Here is a 17,717-nt window from a genome sequence, read left to right on the forward strand (position 1 = left end):
GCTTGAAGCTTGAAGCTCGCGCCGAAGGCGCGCCCTACATCCTAAATACCCCAAACCGTGTCTGTTCAATCGGTGCATTCAACGCGGCTGATATAGCCAGCCCCAGCACATCGCGGGTCTGGGACGGGTCGATGACGCCGTCGTCCCAGAGCCGTGCGCTGGAATAGTAGGGGTGGCCCTGGTGTTCGTACTGGTCGAGTATCGGTTGGCGTAGCGCCTGCTCCTGTTCGGGGCTGAAGGTGTCGCCGCTGCGTTGGGCTTGCTCGTGCTTGACCTGCACCAGCACACCGGCGGCCTGCTCACCACCCATCACCGAGATGCGCGCATTGGGCCACATCCACAGCAGACGAGGCTCGTAGGCGCGGCCGCACATGCCGTAGTTGCCGGCACCGAAGCTGCCGCCAATGATCACGGTAAATTTGGGTACCCGTGCGCAGGCAACTGCGGTGACCAGCTTGGCACCGTGTTTGGCAATGCCGCCGGCTTCATATTTCTGGCCGACCATAAAGCCGGTGATGTTCTGCAGGAAGACCAGCGGGATACCACGCTGGCAGGCCAGCTCGATAAAGTGTGCACCCTTTTGCGCTGACTCGCTGAATAGCACGCCGTTATTGGCGACTATAGCAACGGGATAGCCGTGCAGATGAGCGAAACCACACACCAATGAGCTACCGTACAGCGCCTTGAACTCGTCGAATACCGAATCGTCCACCAGCCGGGCAATGACTTCCCGCACGTCATAGGGCTGTTTTGCGTCAGCCGGCACGATGCCGTACAGATCTGTAGCGGGGTAGCGGGGCGGTAGTGCCGGTTTGCATTGCAGCTCACCCGCCTTGCGCCAGTTCAGGTTGGCAATGCAGCGCCGCGCAATGGCCAGTGCGTGTTCGTCATCCTCGGCGTAATGATCAGCCACGCCTGAGGTCTTGCAGTGCACGTCGGCCCCGCCCAGATCCTCGGCGCTGACGACTTCGCCAGTGGCAGCCTTGACCAGCGGCGGACCGGCGAGAAAAATCGTCGCCTGCTCGCGCACCATGATGGCTTCATCCGCCATCGCCGGCACATAGGCGCCACCGGCCGTGCAGGAGCCCATCACCACCGCGATTTGCGGAATGCCCTTGGCGCTCATATTGGCCTGGTTATAGAAAATGCGGCCGAAGTGCTCGCGGTCAGGAAAGACTTCATCCTGACGGGGCAGGTTGGCGCCGCCGGAGTCGACCAGGTAAATACAAGGCAGGCGATTCTGTTCGGCAATGGTCTGGGCGCGCAGGTGCTTTTTTACCGTGAGCGGATAGTAGGAGCCGCCTTTGACCGTCGCGTCGTTGGCCACGATCAGGCATTCCACTCCCTCCACCCGGCCAATACCCGCAATCAATCCTGCCGCCGGAACGTCTTCGCCATAAACCTCGTGGGCGGCAAGCTGGCCAATCTCGAGAAACGCCGAGCCCGGATCAAGCAGGGCATCGATGCGCTGCCGTGGCAACAGCTTGCCCCGCGACAGATGCCGCTCCTGCGCCTTGGGCCCGCCGCCCTGGCTGATTTGTGTCAGGAGTTGTTGCAGCTCATCGACCAGGTGGCGCATGGCGTTGGTGTTGGCCGCGAAATCGGGGGAGCCGGGGTGTATCTGGGTATTGAGCACGCTCATTGCCCTGACCCCATGCGCAGCGACAAGCTACAAGCTACAAGCCGCAAGCTGCCCGTCGTGGCCCTATCAATAAGCTTCCACACTGACTGCTTGCCGCTTGCAGCTTGAGGCTTGAAGCTGGTTTCAGCGTGTCTCATTAAACAACTCCCGCCCAATCAGCATGCGTCGGATTTCGCTGGTACCCGCGCCGATTTCGTAGAGCTTGGCGTCGCGCAGCAAGCGACCGGCGGGGTAATCGTTGATATAGCCGTTACCACCGAGAATCTGGATGACGTCCAGGGCCATCTGGGTGGCGCGTTCAGCGGTGTAGAGGATTACGCCGGCGGCGTCCTTGCGGGTAGCCTCGCCACGGTCACAGGCTTGCGCCACGGCATACAGGTAGGCACGACTGGCATTGAGCTGCGTGTACATGTCGGCGACCTTGCCCTGGATCAACTGGAATTCGCCGATGCTCTGGCCAAACTGCTTGCGGTCATGAATATAGGGTACGACCTCATCCAGACACGCCTGCATGATGCCCACCGGGCCGCCTGCCAGCACTACGCGCTCGTAATCCAGGCCGCTCATCAGGACCTTAACGCCCAGGTTCAGGCCGCCCAGGATGTTTTCAGCTGGTACTTCTACGTTGTCGAATATCAATTCACAGGTGTTGGAGCCGCGCATGCCCAGCTTGTCCAGCTTCGGGCCTCGGGAAAAGCCTTGCCAGTCACGCTCGACCAGAAACGCGGTAATGCCGTGGGGGCCTTTTTCCGGCTCGGTCTTGGCGTAGATCACGTAGACATGGGCGTCGGGGCCGTTGGTGATCCACATCTTGGTGCCGTTCAGCACGTAGTGGTCACCGCGCTTGTCGGCGCGCAATTTCATGCTGACCACATCGGAGCCGGCGTTCGGTTCACTCATGGCCAGCGCGCCGATATGCTCGCCACTGATCAGTTTGGGCAGATACCGGGCTTTCTGCTCGGCACTGCCGTTGCGGTTGATCTGGTTGACGCACAGGTTCGAGTGCGCGCCATAGGACAGTCCCACAGACGCCGAGGCGCGGCTAATTTCTTCGATGGCCACCACGTGGGCCAGGTAGCCCAGGCCGGCGCCTCCATCCTCTTCAGGCACCGTGACACCGAGCAAGCCGAGATCGCCAAAGCGGCGCCACATTTCATTGGGGAACTGGTTGTCGCTGTCGATGCTGGCTGCGCGCGGGGCGAGTTCCGCACTGCAGAAGGCGCGTACCTGCTCGCGCAGCATGTCGATGGTTTCGCCCAGGGCGAAGTTCAGGGAGGTGTAATGCATGAAATCACCTTTTATTTTTGTAGTAGATGATCAGGCGCTGATCGGGCGTCCGGACAGTGTTCGGGTCAGTGCTGCATGACAGCGTTCCTCAGCGGTATCCAGCTCGATCTGCATTTGTTGGATGTCGAGCATCTGTTGCTCGAGCTGCGCCCGACGCTCGGCGATTTTGCCAAGCATGGTATTGAGCTGTTTCTGGTTGTCGCCCATGGGGTCATACAGGCTTATCAACTCACGGCATTCCGCCAGGGAAAAACCGATGCGTTTGCCGCGCAGAATAAGCTTCAAGCTGACCTTGTCACGGGCGGAATAAACGCGCTCCTGACCACGACGTTCCGGGCTCAGCAACCCTTGTTCTTCATAGAAACGGATTGCGCGGGTGGTGATGTCCAGTTCGCGGGCGAGGTCGGAAATAGAATAGGTGAGGGGCTGCATGGGGAAACCTTCAATTTGACCTTTACGTTAACGTAAAGCTGTTGACGCAGCCTGTCAATGGGAGGTTAAGGTGGGCTAGGGGAAGACCCCGGCACATGAAGCGCCGGGGCTGAAACAGAAATCAGGACGCTGCAAGAGCTGCGTCGCGCTCCTTGTTCATCTTTCGTTCGAGCTGTTGGGACAGCTCGATGATCTGTTCACGCATCCAGCGGTTGGCCGGATCCTGGTCGGTACTCTCGTGCCAGAACAGGTGCGTCTCGATGGGGGGTACGTCATCGATGGGCAGCTCGACGTAATGCAGGTTGTGCCGGCGGGCAAAACGCTCGTGCACGGTCATCACCATATCGGTGGAGTCGAGTACCAGAGGCGCCATCTGGTAATGCTGCGAGCGCAGCACCACGCGACGCTGGATGCCGATCTTGCCCAGGGCCAGGTCCACATGGCCCAGACCGTTGCGACGGCTGGAGATATGGATGTGCGACTGGGCCAGATAGTCATCCAGAGTGATCTTGTTCTTGGTCGCCAGGGGATGATCCTTGCGCATCACACAGACATAGCGGTCCTCGAACAATTTGACGTGACGGACCTGGGTATCGGTATTCAACGGCGCATCGATGGCGAAATCAAGACGGCCGGCCGCCAGTTCCTTGGTGGTTTCGCGGCGCTTGGTGAGAAAGCTGTCAATATTGATATTGACGGCCAGGCGACGGATCCGGGAAGCCAGGTTCGGTAGAATCACCGCCTCGGACAGATCGGTCATGCTAATGCGATAGGTCTTGGTGGCTTCGTCAGGATTGAAGCTGCGACTCTCCTGCACAGAGACCCGCAGCAGTTGCAACGCATGACGGACCGGCGTAATGATGTTCTGCGCCATGGGTGTGGGCACCATGCCCTGGGCAGTGCGTACGAATAACGGATCGTTGAAAGTTTCACGCAGGCGGGCGAGGGCGTTACTCACTGCGGGCTGGGTAATACCCACTATCTGACCGGCGCGGGTCAGGTTGGCTTCGGTATATATGGCGTCGAACACAATGAACAGGTTCAAGTCGACTTTACTGAGGTTCATCGCAACATCATCCTTCATAGGGCGTGGGACGGCGTGACTCAAGACGAGACATCACCGAGGCATCATAAGCGAAGTATATATTGCTTATGAATGTTAATACACGCGGAAAATAGGTTAGATAAATCGATTCGCCTCATCTAGCATCGTTGGTGTCGCTTACACATTGTCACTGAAAAAGGCACGCAACTATGGATTTCGGATACTCCCCCAAGGTTAAAGACTTGCGCGAACGCGTTGATGCATTCATGCAGGAACATGTATTCCCGGCCGAGCATATCTTCCACGAGCAAGTGAACGAAGGCGATCGCTGGCAGCCTACCGCCATCGTTGAAGAGCTTAAAGTCAAGGCTCGCGCTGCTGGCCTGTGGAACCTGTTCCTGCCCGAGTCCGAACTGGGCGCTGGCTTGACCAACCTTGAATACGCACCACTGGCTGAACTGATGGGCCGTTCTGGTCTGGCTTCCGAGGCATTCAACTGCAGCGCGCCTGACACCGGCAACATGGAAACCATCGTGCGCTACGGCAACGAAGAGCAGAAGGAGCGTTGGGTCAAGCCGCTGCTGGCTGGCGAAATCCGTTCCTGCTTTGGCATGACCGAGCCTGGCGTTGCTTCATCTGACGCCACTAATATGCAGGCCAATGCCCGCCGCGAAGGCGATGAGTGGGTTATCAACGGTCGCAAGTGGTGGACTTCAGGCGCTTGCGATCCACGCTGCAAGATCATGATCTTCATGGGTCTGACCAATCCCGATGCGCCTCGTCACCAGCAGCACTCGATGATTCTGGTGCCCATGGACACCCCCGGCGTGAAAGTGATTCGTCCGCTGCCGGTATTCGGCTATGACGATGCGCCACACGGCCATGCTGAAGTTACCCTGGACAACGTTCGCGTTCCCTACGAAAACGTGTTGCTGGGTGAAGGTCGTGGTTTTGAAATCGCTCAGGGTCGCCTCGGGCCAGGTCGTATTCACCACTGCATGCGCTCCATCGGTGCCGCCGAACGCGCACTGGAACTGATGTGCAAGCGTTCAGTAGAGCGTGAGGCATTCGGCAAGCGTCTGGCTCAGTTGGGTGGCAACATCGACCTGATCGCCGAGTCGCGCATCGAGATCAACCAGGCTCGCCTGTTGACTCTGAACGCCGCTTACATGATGGATACCGTGGGCAACAAGATCGCCAAGAGCGAAATTGCCCAGATCAAGGTAGTCGCACCGAACGTTGCGCTACGCGTGATTGACCGTGCTATCCAGATGCACGGTGGTGCAGGTGTGTCGGAAGATACTCCGCTGGCACACATGTATGCCATGCAGCGCACGCTGCGTTTGGCCGACGGTCCGGACGAAGTACACCGCGCCGCGATTGGCAAGATCGAGTTGGGTCAGTACATGAAGCGCTAAGCTTCACCTGGCTCCGGCCGGAAACAAAAAACCGCTCCTTGTGAGCGGTTTTTTTGTGGCTGCGTTCTGATGTGGACAAACAATGTGGATAAACAAGGAATGCGCGCAAGCGAACGCCCACCCGCTTTAACGGGTGCGCATATCAGATCTGGCGTTGGCGTTGGCCGGTTTGGCCGGAACTGCCGGGAGCAGCGCCCCGGATTAACGAGCGCGGTAGGTAATGCGACCCTTGGTCAGGTCGTAGGGCGTCAGTTCGACGCGTACCTTGTCACCGGTCAGGATGCGGATGTAGTTCTTGCGCATCTTGCCTGAAATGTGGGCAGTAACGACGTGACCGTTTTCCAGTTCAACGCGGAACATGGTGTTCGGCAGTGTGTCTACAATGGTGCCTTCCATTTCAATACTGTCTTCTTTCGCCATTAAGCAAAGGCCTCTCAAATTACGGAATATCAGCGGGACACCAATGCAGCGCCCGCAAAAAAGGTGAGCAATTGTGCCTGAAAATCGCCCAACAACCAAGTTTGATCGGCTTTATTTAGCCAGCTGGGCGATTCATCACCGCTTTTGCTGGTGATCAGTAGCTTGGGGAGGCATTTAATTCACACGCATCCAGCGTTGATTGACTAGCATTTCCAGCGGCCGGTACTCGGTCTTGTAGCTCATCTTGCGGCAGTTTTTTATCCAGTAGCCCAGATAAACGCCTTGCAGTCCGGTGCGCCGGGCTTCCGCGACCTGCCAGAGGATGGCAAACCGCCCAAGACTACGACGTGGGTACTGCGGATCAAAAAAAGTGTAAACCGCTGAAAGTCCATTGTGCATATGGTCAGTAACTGCCACGGCCAGCAGTTGCCCATCAAGGCGAAATTCGTAGAAGAGGCTGAAGGGCCAGTCCCGGACGAGAAAGGAGCCGAACTGTTCGCGGGTCGGTGGATACATATCCCCATCTGCATGGCGCGATTCGATATAACGAGCGTACAACTGATATATCTCGTCAGTCACCCTGGGCGGATGAGCTGTTACCTGCAGGTCGGCATTACGTTTGATGATGCGTTTTTGCTGGCGACTTGGTGAAAAGTCTGCGGCCGGTATGCGCGATGCGATGCAGGCACTGCATGCCTGGCAGTGGGGGCGGTAAAGATGATCACCGCTACGCCGGAACCCCAGCTCCGAAAGATGGCTGTAGGTTTCTACGTCAATGGGTGTTTGCGGATCGAGAAAAAGGGTGGTTGCGCGCTCATTTTCCAGATAGCTGCAGGCATGGGGATGCGTGGCGTAAAATTTCAGATGAGCGAGGTTGGTCATGGACGGTTGCTCGACAGTATGTTCGATGCTGCGTATGCGTCAGTATAAGCGTTGCTCGGCCAGCTACAACTCATCAGCGCCCCAGAGTCCGATAGTGGGCGCAGGGCAAAGCAGTTGCAGTTTTGCCAGAAAGGCATTCCGGCTGATAGATTCAGCTCCCAGACTGAACAGGTGTTCGGTTGGCATCTGACAATCAATCAATTGGAAGCCCCATTTTTCGAGCTTTCCGACCAGATATATGAAAGCAGCCTTGGATGTGTTGCTGCGGCGACTGAACATGGACTCGCCAAAGAACACTTTCCCCAGTGCAACCCCATACAGGCCTCCCACAAGGTGGCCCTCTTGCCAGACTTCGACGGAATGGGCGATGCCCAGTTCGTGCAGCCGGCAGTAGGCAAATTGCATCTCCGAGGTGATCCAGGTGCCGTCGGTATAATCTCGCGGTTGTGCACAGGCATGGATCACTTCGGCAAAACTGCGGTCCAAGGTGATCTCGAGGTCAGCTGTGCGCATGAATTTCTGCATACTGCGCGATATATGCAGGTGGGCAGGGCGCAGAATGGTGCGTGGATTGGGAGACCACCACAGCAGCGGTTGGCCGTCCTGGTACCAGGGGAAAATGCCCCGACTGTAGGCTTCTATCAAGCGTTCTGGCGACAGGTCGCCGCCCGCTGCAAGCAATCCGTCAGGTTCGGTCAGTGCCCGGTTGTGGGGCGGAAAAGCCAGGCTGTCGGAGCGCAGCCATGTAAGCTGTGGCATCAGTCAGCACCTTGTTCCGAACGTGGGAGCCACGATCTTGAATGTTTAAACAGTTTATCAAGATACTGATATAAGTTATTGTGATTCATGAATATAATTTCAATATGTGATCCAATACCATCCACCGGTGAGACCCGACGCTTATACTCGTTTCTGAAACCTGACTGCCGCGCGTCCAGGCAGTTGTGAATTCCCCGCCCGGACATCGTACAATGTTCGGCTGAACAACGACGGAAGCCAGTCTTTTGAAGGATACCAAAGCCCGCAAAGCCCCGCCCGTGTGGCGTGAACAGCTGACACTGCGCCTTCGCGAGGGCGCACTGCTGGCGATGATCGCCCTGTGCCTGTACCTGAGCATGGCGCTGTTGAGCTATGACACCTCTGATCCGGGCTGGACACGTAGCGGCGGCACCGGTGAAGTGGGTAACGCTGGCGGTAGCATGGGTGCCTGGATTGCTGATGTGTTGTTGCTCTCCCTGGGCTATCTGGCTTACCTGTTTCCGGTGATTGTGGCGGTGAAAGTCTGGCAGATGTTCCGCCGCCGTCATTTGCCCTTTATCTGGAATGGCTGGCTGTTCTCCTGGCGTCTGATTGGTTTTGTATTGACCTTGTTGGCCGGCACTGCTCTGGCTGCGCTGCATGGTAGTGCGCCAGATAACTTCCCGAATATAGATGGCGGTGGCGGGGGCGGTGTTCTCGGGGAGCTGCTGTCCCAGATGGCCCGACCAATCCTCAATATGCAGGGGAGCACTTTACTTTTTCTGACCCTGTTCCTGTTTGGTCTGACGGTTTTTACCAATCTTTCCTGGTTTCGCGTCATGGAACTGACCGGCAAGATCACCCTGGATCTGCTCGACCTGCTCAAACGTGCCTGGCACAGTTGGCGAGCTCGTCGCGCTTCTGCTGCCGTAGAACGTGATCTGCCGGCGCGACCGACGAAACAGCCCGCCGCACGCAGCGAACCGGTATTCAGTGCGGCCGAACAGCGCGAAGCTGAAGCTTCCCGTGCTCGGCGCCAGGAGTCCCTGGCCAAGCACCAGGCGTCCCGCGATGGTCGCCAGCCGCCTGAGATCGTACCGCCGGATATCAAGCCGGCCCCGTCCAGCGAACGGCTACAGAAGGAAAAACAGTCGAAGCTGTTCAACGATTCTATTGAGCCAGGCTCTCTGCCACCCATTTCACTTCTTGATCCGGCCCTGAAAAAAACCAAGGGGTTTTCTGCTGAGTCGCTGGAGGGTATGTCACGGTTGCTGGAGCTCAAGCTCAAGGATTTCGGCGTGGAAGCCGAGGTTGAGAAAGTCCAGCCCGGACCGGTGATTACTCGGTTCGAGATTCAACCAGCTGCCGGCGTCAAGGTCAGCAAGATTTCCAACCTGGCCAAGGATCTGGCCCGGTCCCTTGCGGTCATCAGCGTAAGGGTGGTCGAGGTCATCCCCGGCAAGACAACGGTTGGTATCGAGATCCCCAACGAGGATCGCGAGATTGTACGCCTGTCCGAGGTGCTACAGACCCGTGAGTTCGACGAGGCCACCTCGCCGGTAACCCTGGCTCTGGGTCACGATATTGGTGGTCATCCGGTAATGGCTGACCTGGCCAAGATGCCGCACCTGCTCGTTGCCGGCACGACCGGCTCGGGTAAGTCAGTGGGCGTGAACGCGATGCTGCTGAGTATCCTGTTCAAGGCACCACCAGAGGAAGTGCGGCTGATCATGATCGATCCGAAGATGCTCGAGCTGTCGATCTACGAGGGTATTCCGCACCTACTCGCGCCGGTTGTTACCGACATGAAGGAAGCTGCGAACGCCCTGCGTTGGTGTGTGGCCGAGATGGAGCGCCGCTACAAGCTCATGGCCGCCATGGGCGTGCGTAATCTGGCGGGCTACAACCGCAAGATAAAAGATGCACAAAAAGCCGGCACGCCGCTGACCGACCCCTTGTTCCGCCGCGAATCCATGGAAGACATCCCGCCCGAACTGGAAACGCTTCCGGTGATTGTGGTGGTGATCGACGAATTCGCCGACATGATGATGATTGTCGGCAAGAAAGTGGAAGAACTGATCGCGCGTATCGCTCAGAAAGCCCGCGCCGCCGGTATTCACCTGATTCTGGCAACCCAGCGTCCATCGGTGGATGTGATTACCGGCCTGATCAAGGCCAATATTCCGACGCGCATGGCCTTCCAGGTATCAAGCAAGATCGATTCGCGCACGATTCTAGACCAGGGTGGGGCAGAACAGCTGCTTGGTCACGGTGACATGCTCTATATGCCGCCGGGCACCAGTCTGCCGGTACGTGTACACGGCGCCTTCGTGTCCGACGATGAGGTGCACCGTCTGGTTGACGCATGGAAACAACGAGGCGAGCCGGATTACATTCAGGACATACTCGACGGCGCAGACGATGGCGCGGGCGGCAGTTTTGACACATCCGGTGGCATGGGTGGCGGTGACAGCGAGGAAGACGCACTGTACGACGAGGCTGTGCGTTTCGTCACTGAAAGTCGCCGGGCCTCTATTTCTGCCGTACAGCGCAAACTCAAAATTGGCTATAACAGAGCCGCTCGCATGATTGAATCCATGGAAATGGCCGGAGTGGTAACATCAATGAACACCAACGGTTCGCGGGAGGTGATTGCCCCGCCTCCAGTACGAGATTGACGCGGTCCACCCTTACTCAGCGGAGAATACTCCTGATCATGATCAAAAACCTTTTGCGCTCAAGCCTTGCGGCGCTTTGCCTGATGACTCTGCCCATTGCAGCCCAGGCCAATGAAGAGGCTGTGGCTGCAGAACGACTTAATACCTTGCTGTCGCGCGCCAATACGATGAGCGCCGACTTTTCCCAGATGACGCTGAGCTCAAACGGCGCCAACCTGCAGGAGGCTACAGGTAGCCTGGTCCTGAAGCGTCCGGGGATGTTCCGCTGGCATACCGCTCCGCCTGCCGAGCAGTTGCTGGTGTCTGATGGCGAGCAGATATGGCTCTACGATCCCGACCTGGAACAGGTGACCATCCAGAAAATGGATAAACGCCTGACTCATACACCGGCGTTGTTGCTGTCAGGCGACGTCAGCAAGCTACAGGAAAACTTTGTCATTACCGTGATCGAGAGCGGCAGTGTCTCCGAGTTCCTGTTGACTCCCAAGGCGAACGACACCCTGTTTGACAATCTGCGCCTATCGTTTCTGGACGGCAAGATCAATGACATGCAGATGAGTGATGCGGTAGGTCAGCGTACCAACATCCTGTTCCGCGATGTGAAGGTCAACGAATCCGTTGAGCAAAGCGATTTCACCTTCGAGATTCCACCGGGAGTCGATGTCATCAGTGAGTGAGGCAGGCCTCTTCCCCGATCGGGGAACGCATCAGCCGCTGGCCGCACGCATGCGGCCAGCGACACTCGACGAATACACCGGCCAGGCGCATCTGCTCGGACCGAGTCGCCCGCTGCGCGTAGCGTTGGAGCAGGGCGCATTGCATTCGATGATCTTCTGGGGACCTCCGGGGGTAGGCAAGACCACCCTGGCGCGTTTGCTTGCCACCCTGGCTGATGCGCACTTTGTGAGTATTTCGGCGGTGCTGGCCGGGGTAAAGGATATCCGTCAGGCGGTAGAAGTGGCTCGTCAGCAGGCTTCGCAAAGCGGCCGGCAGACGATACTGTTTGTTGACGAGGTGCATCGCTTCAACAAGTCGCAGCAGGATGCCTTTTTGCCCTATGTGGAAGATGGCACCCTGTTGTTTATCGGTGCCACCACTGAAAACCCCTCTTTCGAGCTCAATAACGCCTTGTTGTCCCGCGCCCGGGTCTATGTGCTCAAGGCGCTGGATGAAGACTCGCTGTCGATCCTGATCGATCGTGCCTTGACGGATGTCGAGCGCGGCCTGGGGCGGCATGCGCTATCGGTCAGTGACGAGGCCCGGGGCATATTGCTTGATGCGGCCGATGGTGACGCCCGTCGTCTGCTGAACCTGCTTGAAATTGCTGCTGATCTTGTCGATGACGGCGGTACCATCGATACCGCCCTTGTCAGCGATCTGCTCAACGATACCCGGCGCCGCTTCGATAAGGGTGGTGAGGCCTTTTATGACCAGATCTCTGCGCTGCACAAGTCGGTGCGCGGATCCAATCCCGATGCTTCGCTCTACTGGTTCGCCAGAATGATTGACGGCGGAGCCGATCCCCTGTTTGTTGCTCGCCGAGTGGTGCGCATGGCCAGTGAAGAGGTGGGCAATGCGGATCCCCGGGCGCTTACCCTGGCGCTCAATGCCTGGGATGTACAGGAGCGCCTGGGTAGCCCGGAGGGTGAGCTGGCGGTTGCGCAGGCGGTGGTCTATATCGCCTGCGCCCCCAAGAGCAACGCGGTCTACAAGGCGTTCAATGCCGTAATGAAGGATGTCGCCAGCCAGCCGTCCTACGAGCCGCCGCTGCACCTGCGCAATGCGCCGACCAAACTGATGAAGGAATTGGGCTACAGCGAGGGCTATCGCTACGCGCATAATGAACCTCAGGCTTATGCGGCCGGGGAAGATTACTTTCCCGAGGAGTTGGAGCCGAAGCGCTACTACGAGCCGGCTGACCGTGGCCTGGAACTCAAGATCGGGCAGAAATTGGAATATCTGCGCAGCCTGGATGCGGCTAGCGGGACAAAAAGGAGGTAGGTACCCATGGGTGGCAGTTTGTTGGCAATCGCTCTTGGCGGATCGCTCGGCGCATTGAGCCGCTTCGGCATCGCGCAGTGGATCATGCTGACCTGGCCAAAGGCATTTCCGCTGGCAACCTTTGCCGTGAACCTGATCGGCTGCCTGATCATAGGTATACTTTATGGCCTGTGGCTGAGCCGGCCGGAATTTGCGCCGCTCCTGCGCCAGGGACTCTTTATCGGTTTTCTTGGCGCCTTTACTACATTTTCCACGTTCTCCCTCGACGCGCTGCGTTTGATGGAAAACGGCGAGAGCCTGATGGCCCTCGGATACATTCTGCTCAGTGTGTGCGTTTGTCTGCTCGCCACCTGGGCCGGCCTGACGCTGGTGCGATAACCAGTCAGGCTGCCACCCTGCAACCATAAGATGATGACTCATGCTTGATCCTAAACTGGTCCGTAGCCAACCCCAAATGGTCGCCGAGCGCCTTGCCACACGCGGCTTTGTACTCGACGTTGCACAGCTGGAAAGTCTCGAAGCGCGTCGCAAGACAGTTCAGACCCGTACCGAGACCCTGCAGGCGGAGCGTAACAGCCGCTCCAAGTCCATTGGCCAGGCCAAGGCCCGAGGCGAGGATATTCAGCCGCTGCTGGCGGATGTTGAGCGCATGGGCACCGAGCTGAGCGATGCCAAACAGGAGCTTGAGGAAATTCAGGCTGAACTGGATGCGCTGCTGCTGAGCATGCCCAACCTGCCAGAAGAATCCGTGCCGGTGGGCAAGGATGAGGCTGATAACGTTGAACTCCGCCAGTGGGGCACACCCCGCGACTTTGACTTCGATCCGCGTGATCACGTGTCCCTGGGCGAGCAGCACGGTTACCTCGACTTCGAGACTGCAGCAAAGTTGTCTGGGGCCCGTTTTGCATTGATGCGTGGCCCGATTGCGCGTCTGCACCGGGCGCTGGCCCAGTTCATGCTCGACGTGCACGTTAACGAGCACGGCTATGAGGAACTCTATACGCCTTACCTGGTGCAGGCTGATGCGTTGCAGGGTACGGGCCAGCTGCCGAAGTTCGAAGCCGACCTGTTCCGTGTTCCGCGTGGTGAGGAGCAAAGTGATCTGTATCTGATTCCCACCGCGGAGGTCACCCTGACCAATACGGTCAGTCAGAGCATTATCGACGCTGACAAGCTGCCCATGCGCATGACCGCCCACACACCCTGTTTCCGCAGTGAAGCCGGCTCTGCAGGCCGTGATACCCGTGGCATGATTCGCCAGCACCAGTTCGACAAGGTCGAGATGGTACAGATCGTCCGACCTGAGGACTCTGCAAACGCTCTGGAAGAGCTTACCGGCCACGCCGAGAATATTCTCAAGTTGCTGGACCTGCCTTACCGTGTATTGGCGCTGTGTACCGGTGACATGGGCTTTGGTGCGACCAGAACCTACGACCTGGAGGTCTGGATCCCCAGCCAGGGCAAGTACCGGGAAATTTCCTCCTGTTCCAGCTGTGGAGATTTCCAGGCCCGGCGCATGCAGGCCCGCTGGCGGAATCCGGAAACCGGCAAGCCGGAACTGGTGCATACCCTGAACGGTTCCGGTCTGGCCGTTGGTCGTACCCTGGTAGCCATCCTCGAGAATTACCAGCAGGCCGATGGCAGCGTGTTGATCCCCGAAGTCCTCCAGCCCTATATGCCCGGCATTGGACAGATCGGCTGACATGGAATATTTGCCGTTATTCCATAATCTGCAGGGCCGCCTGGTACTGGTTGTCGGCGGCGGCGAGATTGCCCTGCGCAAATCGCGACTGCTCAGCGAGGCCGGAGCGGTGCTACGCGTTGTTGCTCCCGAGATTGAGCAGCAGCTGGCCGAGCTGGTACACAGCGGTGGCGGTGAGTGCATTGAGCGCGGTTATCAACCGGACGATATGAACGGAACCCAACTGGTTATTGCCGCCACGGACGACGAGCCTCTCAACGCTCGGGTGTCGGCTGATGCTCAGACGCGGTTTCTGCCGGTCAATGCTGTAGATGCACCTGATCTGTGCACGGTCATCTTTCCAGCCATAGTCGATCGCTCGCCGCTGATTATTGCCATTTCCAGTGGCAGTCATGCGCCAGTTCTGGCGCGACTGACCCGGGCGCGAATCGAAACGCTGTTTCCCTATACCTACGGCAAGCTGGCCCAACTGGCCAAGCGCTTTCGCAGTCAGGTAAAGGCTGCGTTCCCGGGGATCAATCAGCGCCGCGTTTTCTGGGAGGACGTATTCCAGGGTGACGTGGCTGAGCGCATTTTTGCTGGTCAGGATGAGGCCGCGGAAGAACTGCTGGCGAGTCGACTGGCGGATCAGGCAGGGCAGAACTACCGCGGTGAAGTCTATCTGGTTGGCGCCGGCCCGGGCGATCCGGACCTGCTGACATTCCGCGCATTGCGGCTGATGCAGCAGGCAGACGTGGTCTTGCATGATCGCCTGGTGCCTACCGCGATCATTGACCTGTGCCGCCGTGATGCAGAGCGTATCTATGTTGGCAAGGCCCGTTCCGAACATACTGTCCCTCAGGAACAGATCAACCAGTTACTGGTGCGTCTGGCAGGTGAGGGCAAGCGTGTTCTGCGCCTCAAGGGCGGGGACCCGTTCATTTTCGGACGTGGAGGCGAAGAAATTGAAGAACTCGCCGCCCATGGCGTGCCTTTTCAGGTGGTGCCCGGTATTACCGCCGCCAATGGCTGCTCCGCTTATGCCGGTATACCGCTTACCCATCGTGATTATGCTCAGTCCGTGCGTTTTGTTACCGGGCATCTCAAGGATGGGACCAGTAATCTTGCCTGGCAGAGCCTGGTTGCGCCGGGCCAGACACTGGTGTTCTACATGGGCCTGGTGGGTCTGCCCGAGATTTGCGCGCAACTTATCAAACATGGCCGGGGTGCAGATACCCCGATGGCGCTTGTGCAGCAGGGCACAACCGCCAATCAGAAAGTATTGATCGGAACCTTGAGCACCATGCCTGGCCTGGTGGAAAGCACCAACATCACGCCGCCGACACTTCTGATTGTGGGTGAGGTGGTCCACCTGCACGACAAACTGAAATGGTTCGCGCCCGATGCCGTGGAGATTGATACAAAGGGTGTTTTGCGCTCCAACCAGGAATCGTCAAACCCAACGGACTAGACTAAAGTAGTAGCGAGTAATGAATGGCAGATTGATACTATCCGCAGCCGCCATTCGACGTCGTCGATTGAAGGCATGAAACGGAGTTCGCGTGCAGATAATTGAGGGAGTCCGGCAGCGCAAGTTTCTTTGGGACGCCAGGCGGACGTTGCTGTTCTGTGTGTTTTGCCTTACATATCTGGTCGCTCAGCATGCCCCTGCGCAGACTGAGCTTCTGATAGACAATGAGCCGCACTATTCACTGTCCACGCACTTCTCCGCTCTCCAGCACCATGGTGTCGGGCTTACCCTGGAGCAAGCCATCCAGCTGCAGGCACAGGGTGAATTCAGCAAAGCCGATACGCTATCGGCCTCTGTCACCAACTTCGGTCTAACCCGCGCGCAGGTTTGGCTCTATCAGGGTTTTACCACTGGCAATTCGGTACCCGAGCGCTGGATTCTTGAAGTTGCCCATGCATCACTCGACAGTGTTGACCTGTACATTGCGCCTGAGGGGTCGTCCTACCTTCGTCAGCATGCCGGGGACCTTGTACCCTTTGTCGACAAGCGATTCCCCCATCGGCATCATCTTTTCGAACTGCAGCTTGAGCCGGATACCCGCTACCAGATATTTATCAAAACATCGTCTGCGGGCACCCTGTCAGTGCCAGTAAGCCTTTGGCAGCCTGACGCATTATGGGCAGAGGATCAGTTCAGCTATACGTTTCTCAGTGCCTATTATGGGCTGTTGGGCGGCCTTATGTTTTACAACCTCTTTTTGTTTCTCTCTTTGCGCGACAAGCTGTATCTGATCTATGTGGCTTTTGTCGGCTTCCTGGCTCTGGGGCAAGCCGGTCTTGCCGGCCTGACAGGGCAATTTCTGTGGCCAAGCAACGCCATGTTGACCCACCTGTCTCCTACCGGCGGTGTGGCGCTTGCAGGGTTCTTCGGGACCTTGTTTGCACAGCGATTCCTTGGCTCTACCCCGCGCAGTCTCTACATGCATTGGGTTATGCCACTACTCGGCGTGGTGTTTGCCCTGTGCTTTCTGATTACCCTGTTCGTTTCTTACTTTGCCGGTGCCGTAATCGTTAATGTCACCTCTCTGCTATTTGCTCTGAGCGCACTGATCATCGGCGGAGTCAGTCTGTATCGGGGGCAGCCAGGTGCCCGTTTCTTCGTGCTTGCCTGGGTATCCCTGTTGGTCAGCATACTGGTCATGGCATCGCACAACCTGGGCCTTCTGCCCTCCAACGGCTTTACTTCAAACGCCTTGATGTTTGGTTCCGCCGCCGAGATGCTGCTCCTTTCGCTGGCGCTGGCTGATCGCATAAACAGCATGCAAAGAGCACAGGATCTTGCACAGCAGGAGGCGTTAGCCGTTAATCGCAAGATGGTTGATGCACTGCGCGAAAGTGAACGACGATTGGAAAGTCGGGTTACCGAACGCACGGTCGAACTGAAACAGGCTAATGAAGAGCTGACGCGCAACAAGGTGTTGCTTGAAGAACAGGCAAATCATGATGCGTTGACCGGCCTGGCCAACCGGAAATTGCTCAACGATCGCCTTGAGCAGGCGCAATTGCGTTCCCAGCGAACAGGCCAACGATTTGCTCTGATGGTCGCTGACCTGGACAGGTTCAAGCAGATCAACGATCGATTTGGTCACATGGCCGGTGATCAGGTTCTGGTAGAGGTTGCCCAACGCCTCAAGGCGCATCTGCGTGAAGTTGACACGGTAGCGCGCGTTGGCGGTGACGAGTTTGTACTTCTGCTGGAGTCGGTGGGCAGTAGGGAAGCCATGCAGACTTTGCAGCACAAATTGCTGACTGAGGTTATAAAGCCCTTGCCAATAGGGGGGCATGACATATCAGTCGGTATGAGTATTGGTATGGCGGTGTATCCCGATGATGCCACCAATGCGGAAAATCTTTTCCAGCTTGCCGATAAGCAGATGTATTCTCTCAAGCCGGACGCTGCTTCAAAAGTGGACTGACTCCTGCTTGCGCAGCCTGGGTGGCCGCAAATATCAACCGACACAAG

The 17,717-nt window shown here is 57.6% G+C and carries 15 protein-coding genes; 8 read left to right on the forward strand and 7 right to left on the reverse strand.

Annotation, left to right across the window (positions count from 1 at the left end; translation table 11 throughout):
* Positions 1-34 precede the first annotated feature (34 nt).
* From IEV54_RS10620 to IEV54_RS10635, 4 genes are all read right to left on the reverse strand, one after another.
* Positions 35-1,642 carry a carboxyl transferase domain-containing protein gene (locus IEV54_RS10620; protein WP_150277020.1) on the reverse strand — a complete coding sequence of 536 codons (1,608 nt, stop codon included), beginning with the start codon at positions 1,640-1,642 and terminating at the stop codon, positions 35-37.
* A 123-nt stretch (positions 1,643-1,765) separates the two neighbouring features.
* Positions 1,766-2,929 (reverse strand): isovaleryl-CoA dehydrogenase, encoded by a 1,164-nt coding sequence (locus IEV54_RS10625; protein ID WP_150277019.1) that lies wholly within the window; start codon positions 2,927-2,929, stop codon positions 1,766-1,768.
* A 30-nt stretch (positions 2,930-2,959) separates the two neighbouring features.
* Complete coding sequence (locus IEV54_RS10630) at positions 2,960-3,361, reverse strand: MerR family transcriptional regulator (RefSeq protein ID WP_150277018.1); 402 nt, start codon at positions 3,359-3,361, stop codon at positions 2,960-2,962.
* 121 nt (positions 3,362-3,482) lie between these two features.
* On the reverse strand, positions 3,483-4,427 hold the full coding sequence (locus IEV54_RS10635) for a LysR family transcriptional regulator (RefSeq protein ID WP_150277017.1): 945 nt from the start codon (positions 4,425-4,427) through the stop codon (positions 3,483-3,485).
* Positions 4,428-4,615: 188 nt separating this feature from the next.
* Here IEV54_RS10635 and IEV54_RS10640 point away from each other — a divergent pair, with 188 nt between their 5' ends.
* The gene (locus tag IEV54_RS10640) at positions 4,616-5,824 is read left to right on the forward strand and encodes an acyl-CoA dehydrogenase (protein ID WP_150277016.1); all 1,209 of its coding nucleotides are present in this window, start codon (positions 4,616-4,618) and stop codon (positions 5,822-5,824) included.
* 201 nt (positions 5,825-6,025) lie between these two features.
* Here IEV54_RS10640 and infA read toward each other — a convergent pair whose 3' ends face one another.
* From infA to aat, 3 genes are all read right to left on the reverse strand, one after another.
* A complete protein-coding gene (gene infA, locus IEV54_RS10645; protein WP_036989719.1) occupies positions 6,026-6,244 on the reverse strand; it encodes a translation initiation factor IF-1 in 219 nt (72 codons plus the stop codon).
* A gap of 174 nt (positions 6,245-6,418) precedes the next feature.
* Positions 6,419-7,126 (reverse strand): arginyltransferase, encoded by a 708-nt coding sequence (locus IEV54_RS10650; RefSeq protein WP_150277015.1) that lies wholly within the window; start codon positions 7,124-7,126, stop codon positions 6,419-6,421.
* Between the two features lie 63 nt (positions 7,127-7,189).
* Positions 7,190-7,885 carry a leucyl/phenylalanyl-tRNA--protein transferase gene (gene aat / locus IEV54_RS10655; RefSeq protein ID WP_150277014.1) on the reverse strand — a complete coding sequence of 232 codons (696 nt, stop codon included), beginning with the start codon at positions 7,883-7,885 and terminating at the stop codon, positions 7,190-7,192.
* A gap of 245 nt (positions 7,886-8,130) precedes the next feature.
* On the opposite strand from aat, the gene IEV54_RS10660 reads away from it, so the two are divergent.
* The 7 genes from IEV54_RS10660 (at position 8,131) to IEV54_RS10690 (ending at position 17,670) form a co-directional block, all read left to right on the forward strand.
* A complete protein-coding gene (locus IEV54_RS10660; RefSeq protein WP_150277013.1) occupies positions 8,131-10,542 on the forward strand; it encodes a DNA translocase FtsK in 2,412 nt (803 codons plus the stop codon).
* An 83-nt stretch (positions 10,543-10,625) separates the two neighbouring features.
* The gene (lolA, locus tag IEV54_RS10665) at positions 10,626-11,219 is read left to right on the forward strand and encodes an outer membrane lipoprotein periplasmic chaperone LolA (RefSeq protein ID WP_150277119.1); all 594 of its coding nucleotides are present in this window, start codon (positions 10,626-10,628) and stop codon (positions 11,217-11,219) included.
* A 49-nt stretch (positions 11,220-11,268) separates the two neighbouring features.
* Positions 11,269-12,543 (forward strand): replication-associated recombination protein A, encoded by a 1,275-nt coding sequence (locus IEV54_RS10670; RefSeq protein ID WP_223825407.1) that lies wholly within the window; start codon positions 11,269-11,271, stop codon positions 12,541-12,543.
* Between the two features lie 6 nt (positions 12,544-12,549).
* Positions 12,550-12,921, forward strand: coding sequence for a fluoride efflux transporter CrcB (gene crcB, locus IEV54_RS10675; protein WP_150277011.1), 372 nt, complete (start codon positions 12,550-12,552; stop codon positions 12,919-12,921).
* Between the two features lie 40 nt (positions 12,922-12,961).
* Positions 12,962-14,245, forward strand: coding sequence for a serine--tRNA ligase (gene serS / locus IEV54_RS10680; protein ID WP_150277010.1), 1,284 nt, complete (start codon positions 12,962-12,964; stop codon positions 14,243-14,245).
* A gap of 1 nt (position 14,246) precedes the next feature.
* Positions 14,247-15,695: a siroheme synthase CysG gene (cysG, locus tag IEV54_RS10685; protein ID WP_150277009.1), complete on the forward strand. Its 1,449-nt coding sequence runs from the start codon at positions 14,247-14,249 to the stop codon at positions 15,693-15,695.
* Between the two features lie 91 nt (positions 15,696-15,786).
* Positions 15,787-17,670, forward strand: coding sequence for a diguanylate cyclase (locus IEV54_RS10690; protein ID WP_150277008.1), 1,884 nt, complete (start codon positions 15,787-15,789; stop codon positions 17,668-17,670).
* Positions 17,671-17,717: the final 47 nt, after the last annotated feature.

The sequence above is a fragment of the Halopseudomonas salina genome, from assembly GCF_014637955.1.
Lineage (GTDB): Bacteria > Pseudomonadota > Gammaproteobacteria > Pseudomonadales > Pseudomonadaceae > Halopseudomonas > Halopseudomonas salina.

Excerpts from the sequence above, each read along its gene's own strand:
- IEV54_RS10620 (WP_150277020.1), bottom strand. The coding sequence starts at position 1,642 with ATGAGCGTGCTCAATACCCAGATACACCCCGGCTCCCCCGATTTCGCG.
- IEV54_RS10625 (WP_150277019.1), bottom strand. The coding sequence starts at position 2,929 with ATGCATTACACCTCCCTGAACTTCGCCCTGGGCGAAACCATCGACATG.
- IEV54_RS10630 (WP_150277018.1), bottom strand. The coding sequence starts at position 3,361 with ATGCAGCCCCTCACCTATTCTATTTCCGACCTCGCCCGCGAACTGGAC.
- IEV54_RS10635 (WP_150277017.1), bottom strand. The coding sequence starts at position 4,427 with ATGAACCTCAGTAAAGTCGACTTGAACCTGTTCATTGTGTTCGACGCC.
- IEV54_RS10640 (WP_150277016.1), top strand. The coding sequence starts at position 4,616 with ATGGATTTCGGATACTCCCCCAAGGTTAAAGACTTGCGCGAACGCGTT.
- infA (WP_036989719.1), bottom strand. The coding sequence starts at position 6,244 with ATGGCGAAAGAAGACAGTATTGAAATGGAAGGCACCATTGTAGACACA.
- IEV54_RS10650 (WP_150277015.1), bottom strand. The coding sequence starts at position 7,126 with ATGACCAACCTCGCTCATCTGAAATTTTACGCCACGCATCCCCATGCC.
- aat (WP_150277014.1), bottom strand. The coding sequence starts at position 7,885 with ATGCCACAGCTTACATGGCTGCGCTCCGACAGCCTGGCTTTTCCGCCC.
- lolA (WP_150277119.1), top strand. The coding sequence starts at position 10,626 with ATGACTCTGCCCATTGCAGCCCAGGCCAATGAAGAGGCTGTGGCTGCA.
- IEV54_RS10670 (WP_223825407.1), top strand. The coding sequence starts at position 11,269 with ATGCGGCCAGCGACACTCGACGAATACACCGGCCAGGCGCATCTGCTC.
- crcB (WP_150277011.1), top strand. The coding sequence starts at position 12,550 with ATGGGTGGCAGTTTGTTGGCAATCGCTCTTGGCGGATCGCTCGGCGCA.
- serS (WP_150277010.1), top strand. The coding sequence starts at position 12,962 with ATGCTTGATCCTAAACTGGTCCGTAGCCAACCCCAAATGGTCGCCGAG.
- cysG (WP_150277009.1), top strand. The coding sequence starts at position 14,247 with ATGGAATATTTGCCGTTATTCCATAATCTGCAGGGCCGCCTGGTACTG.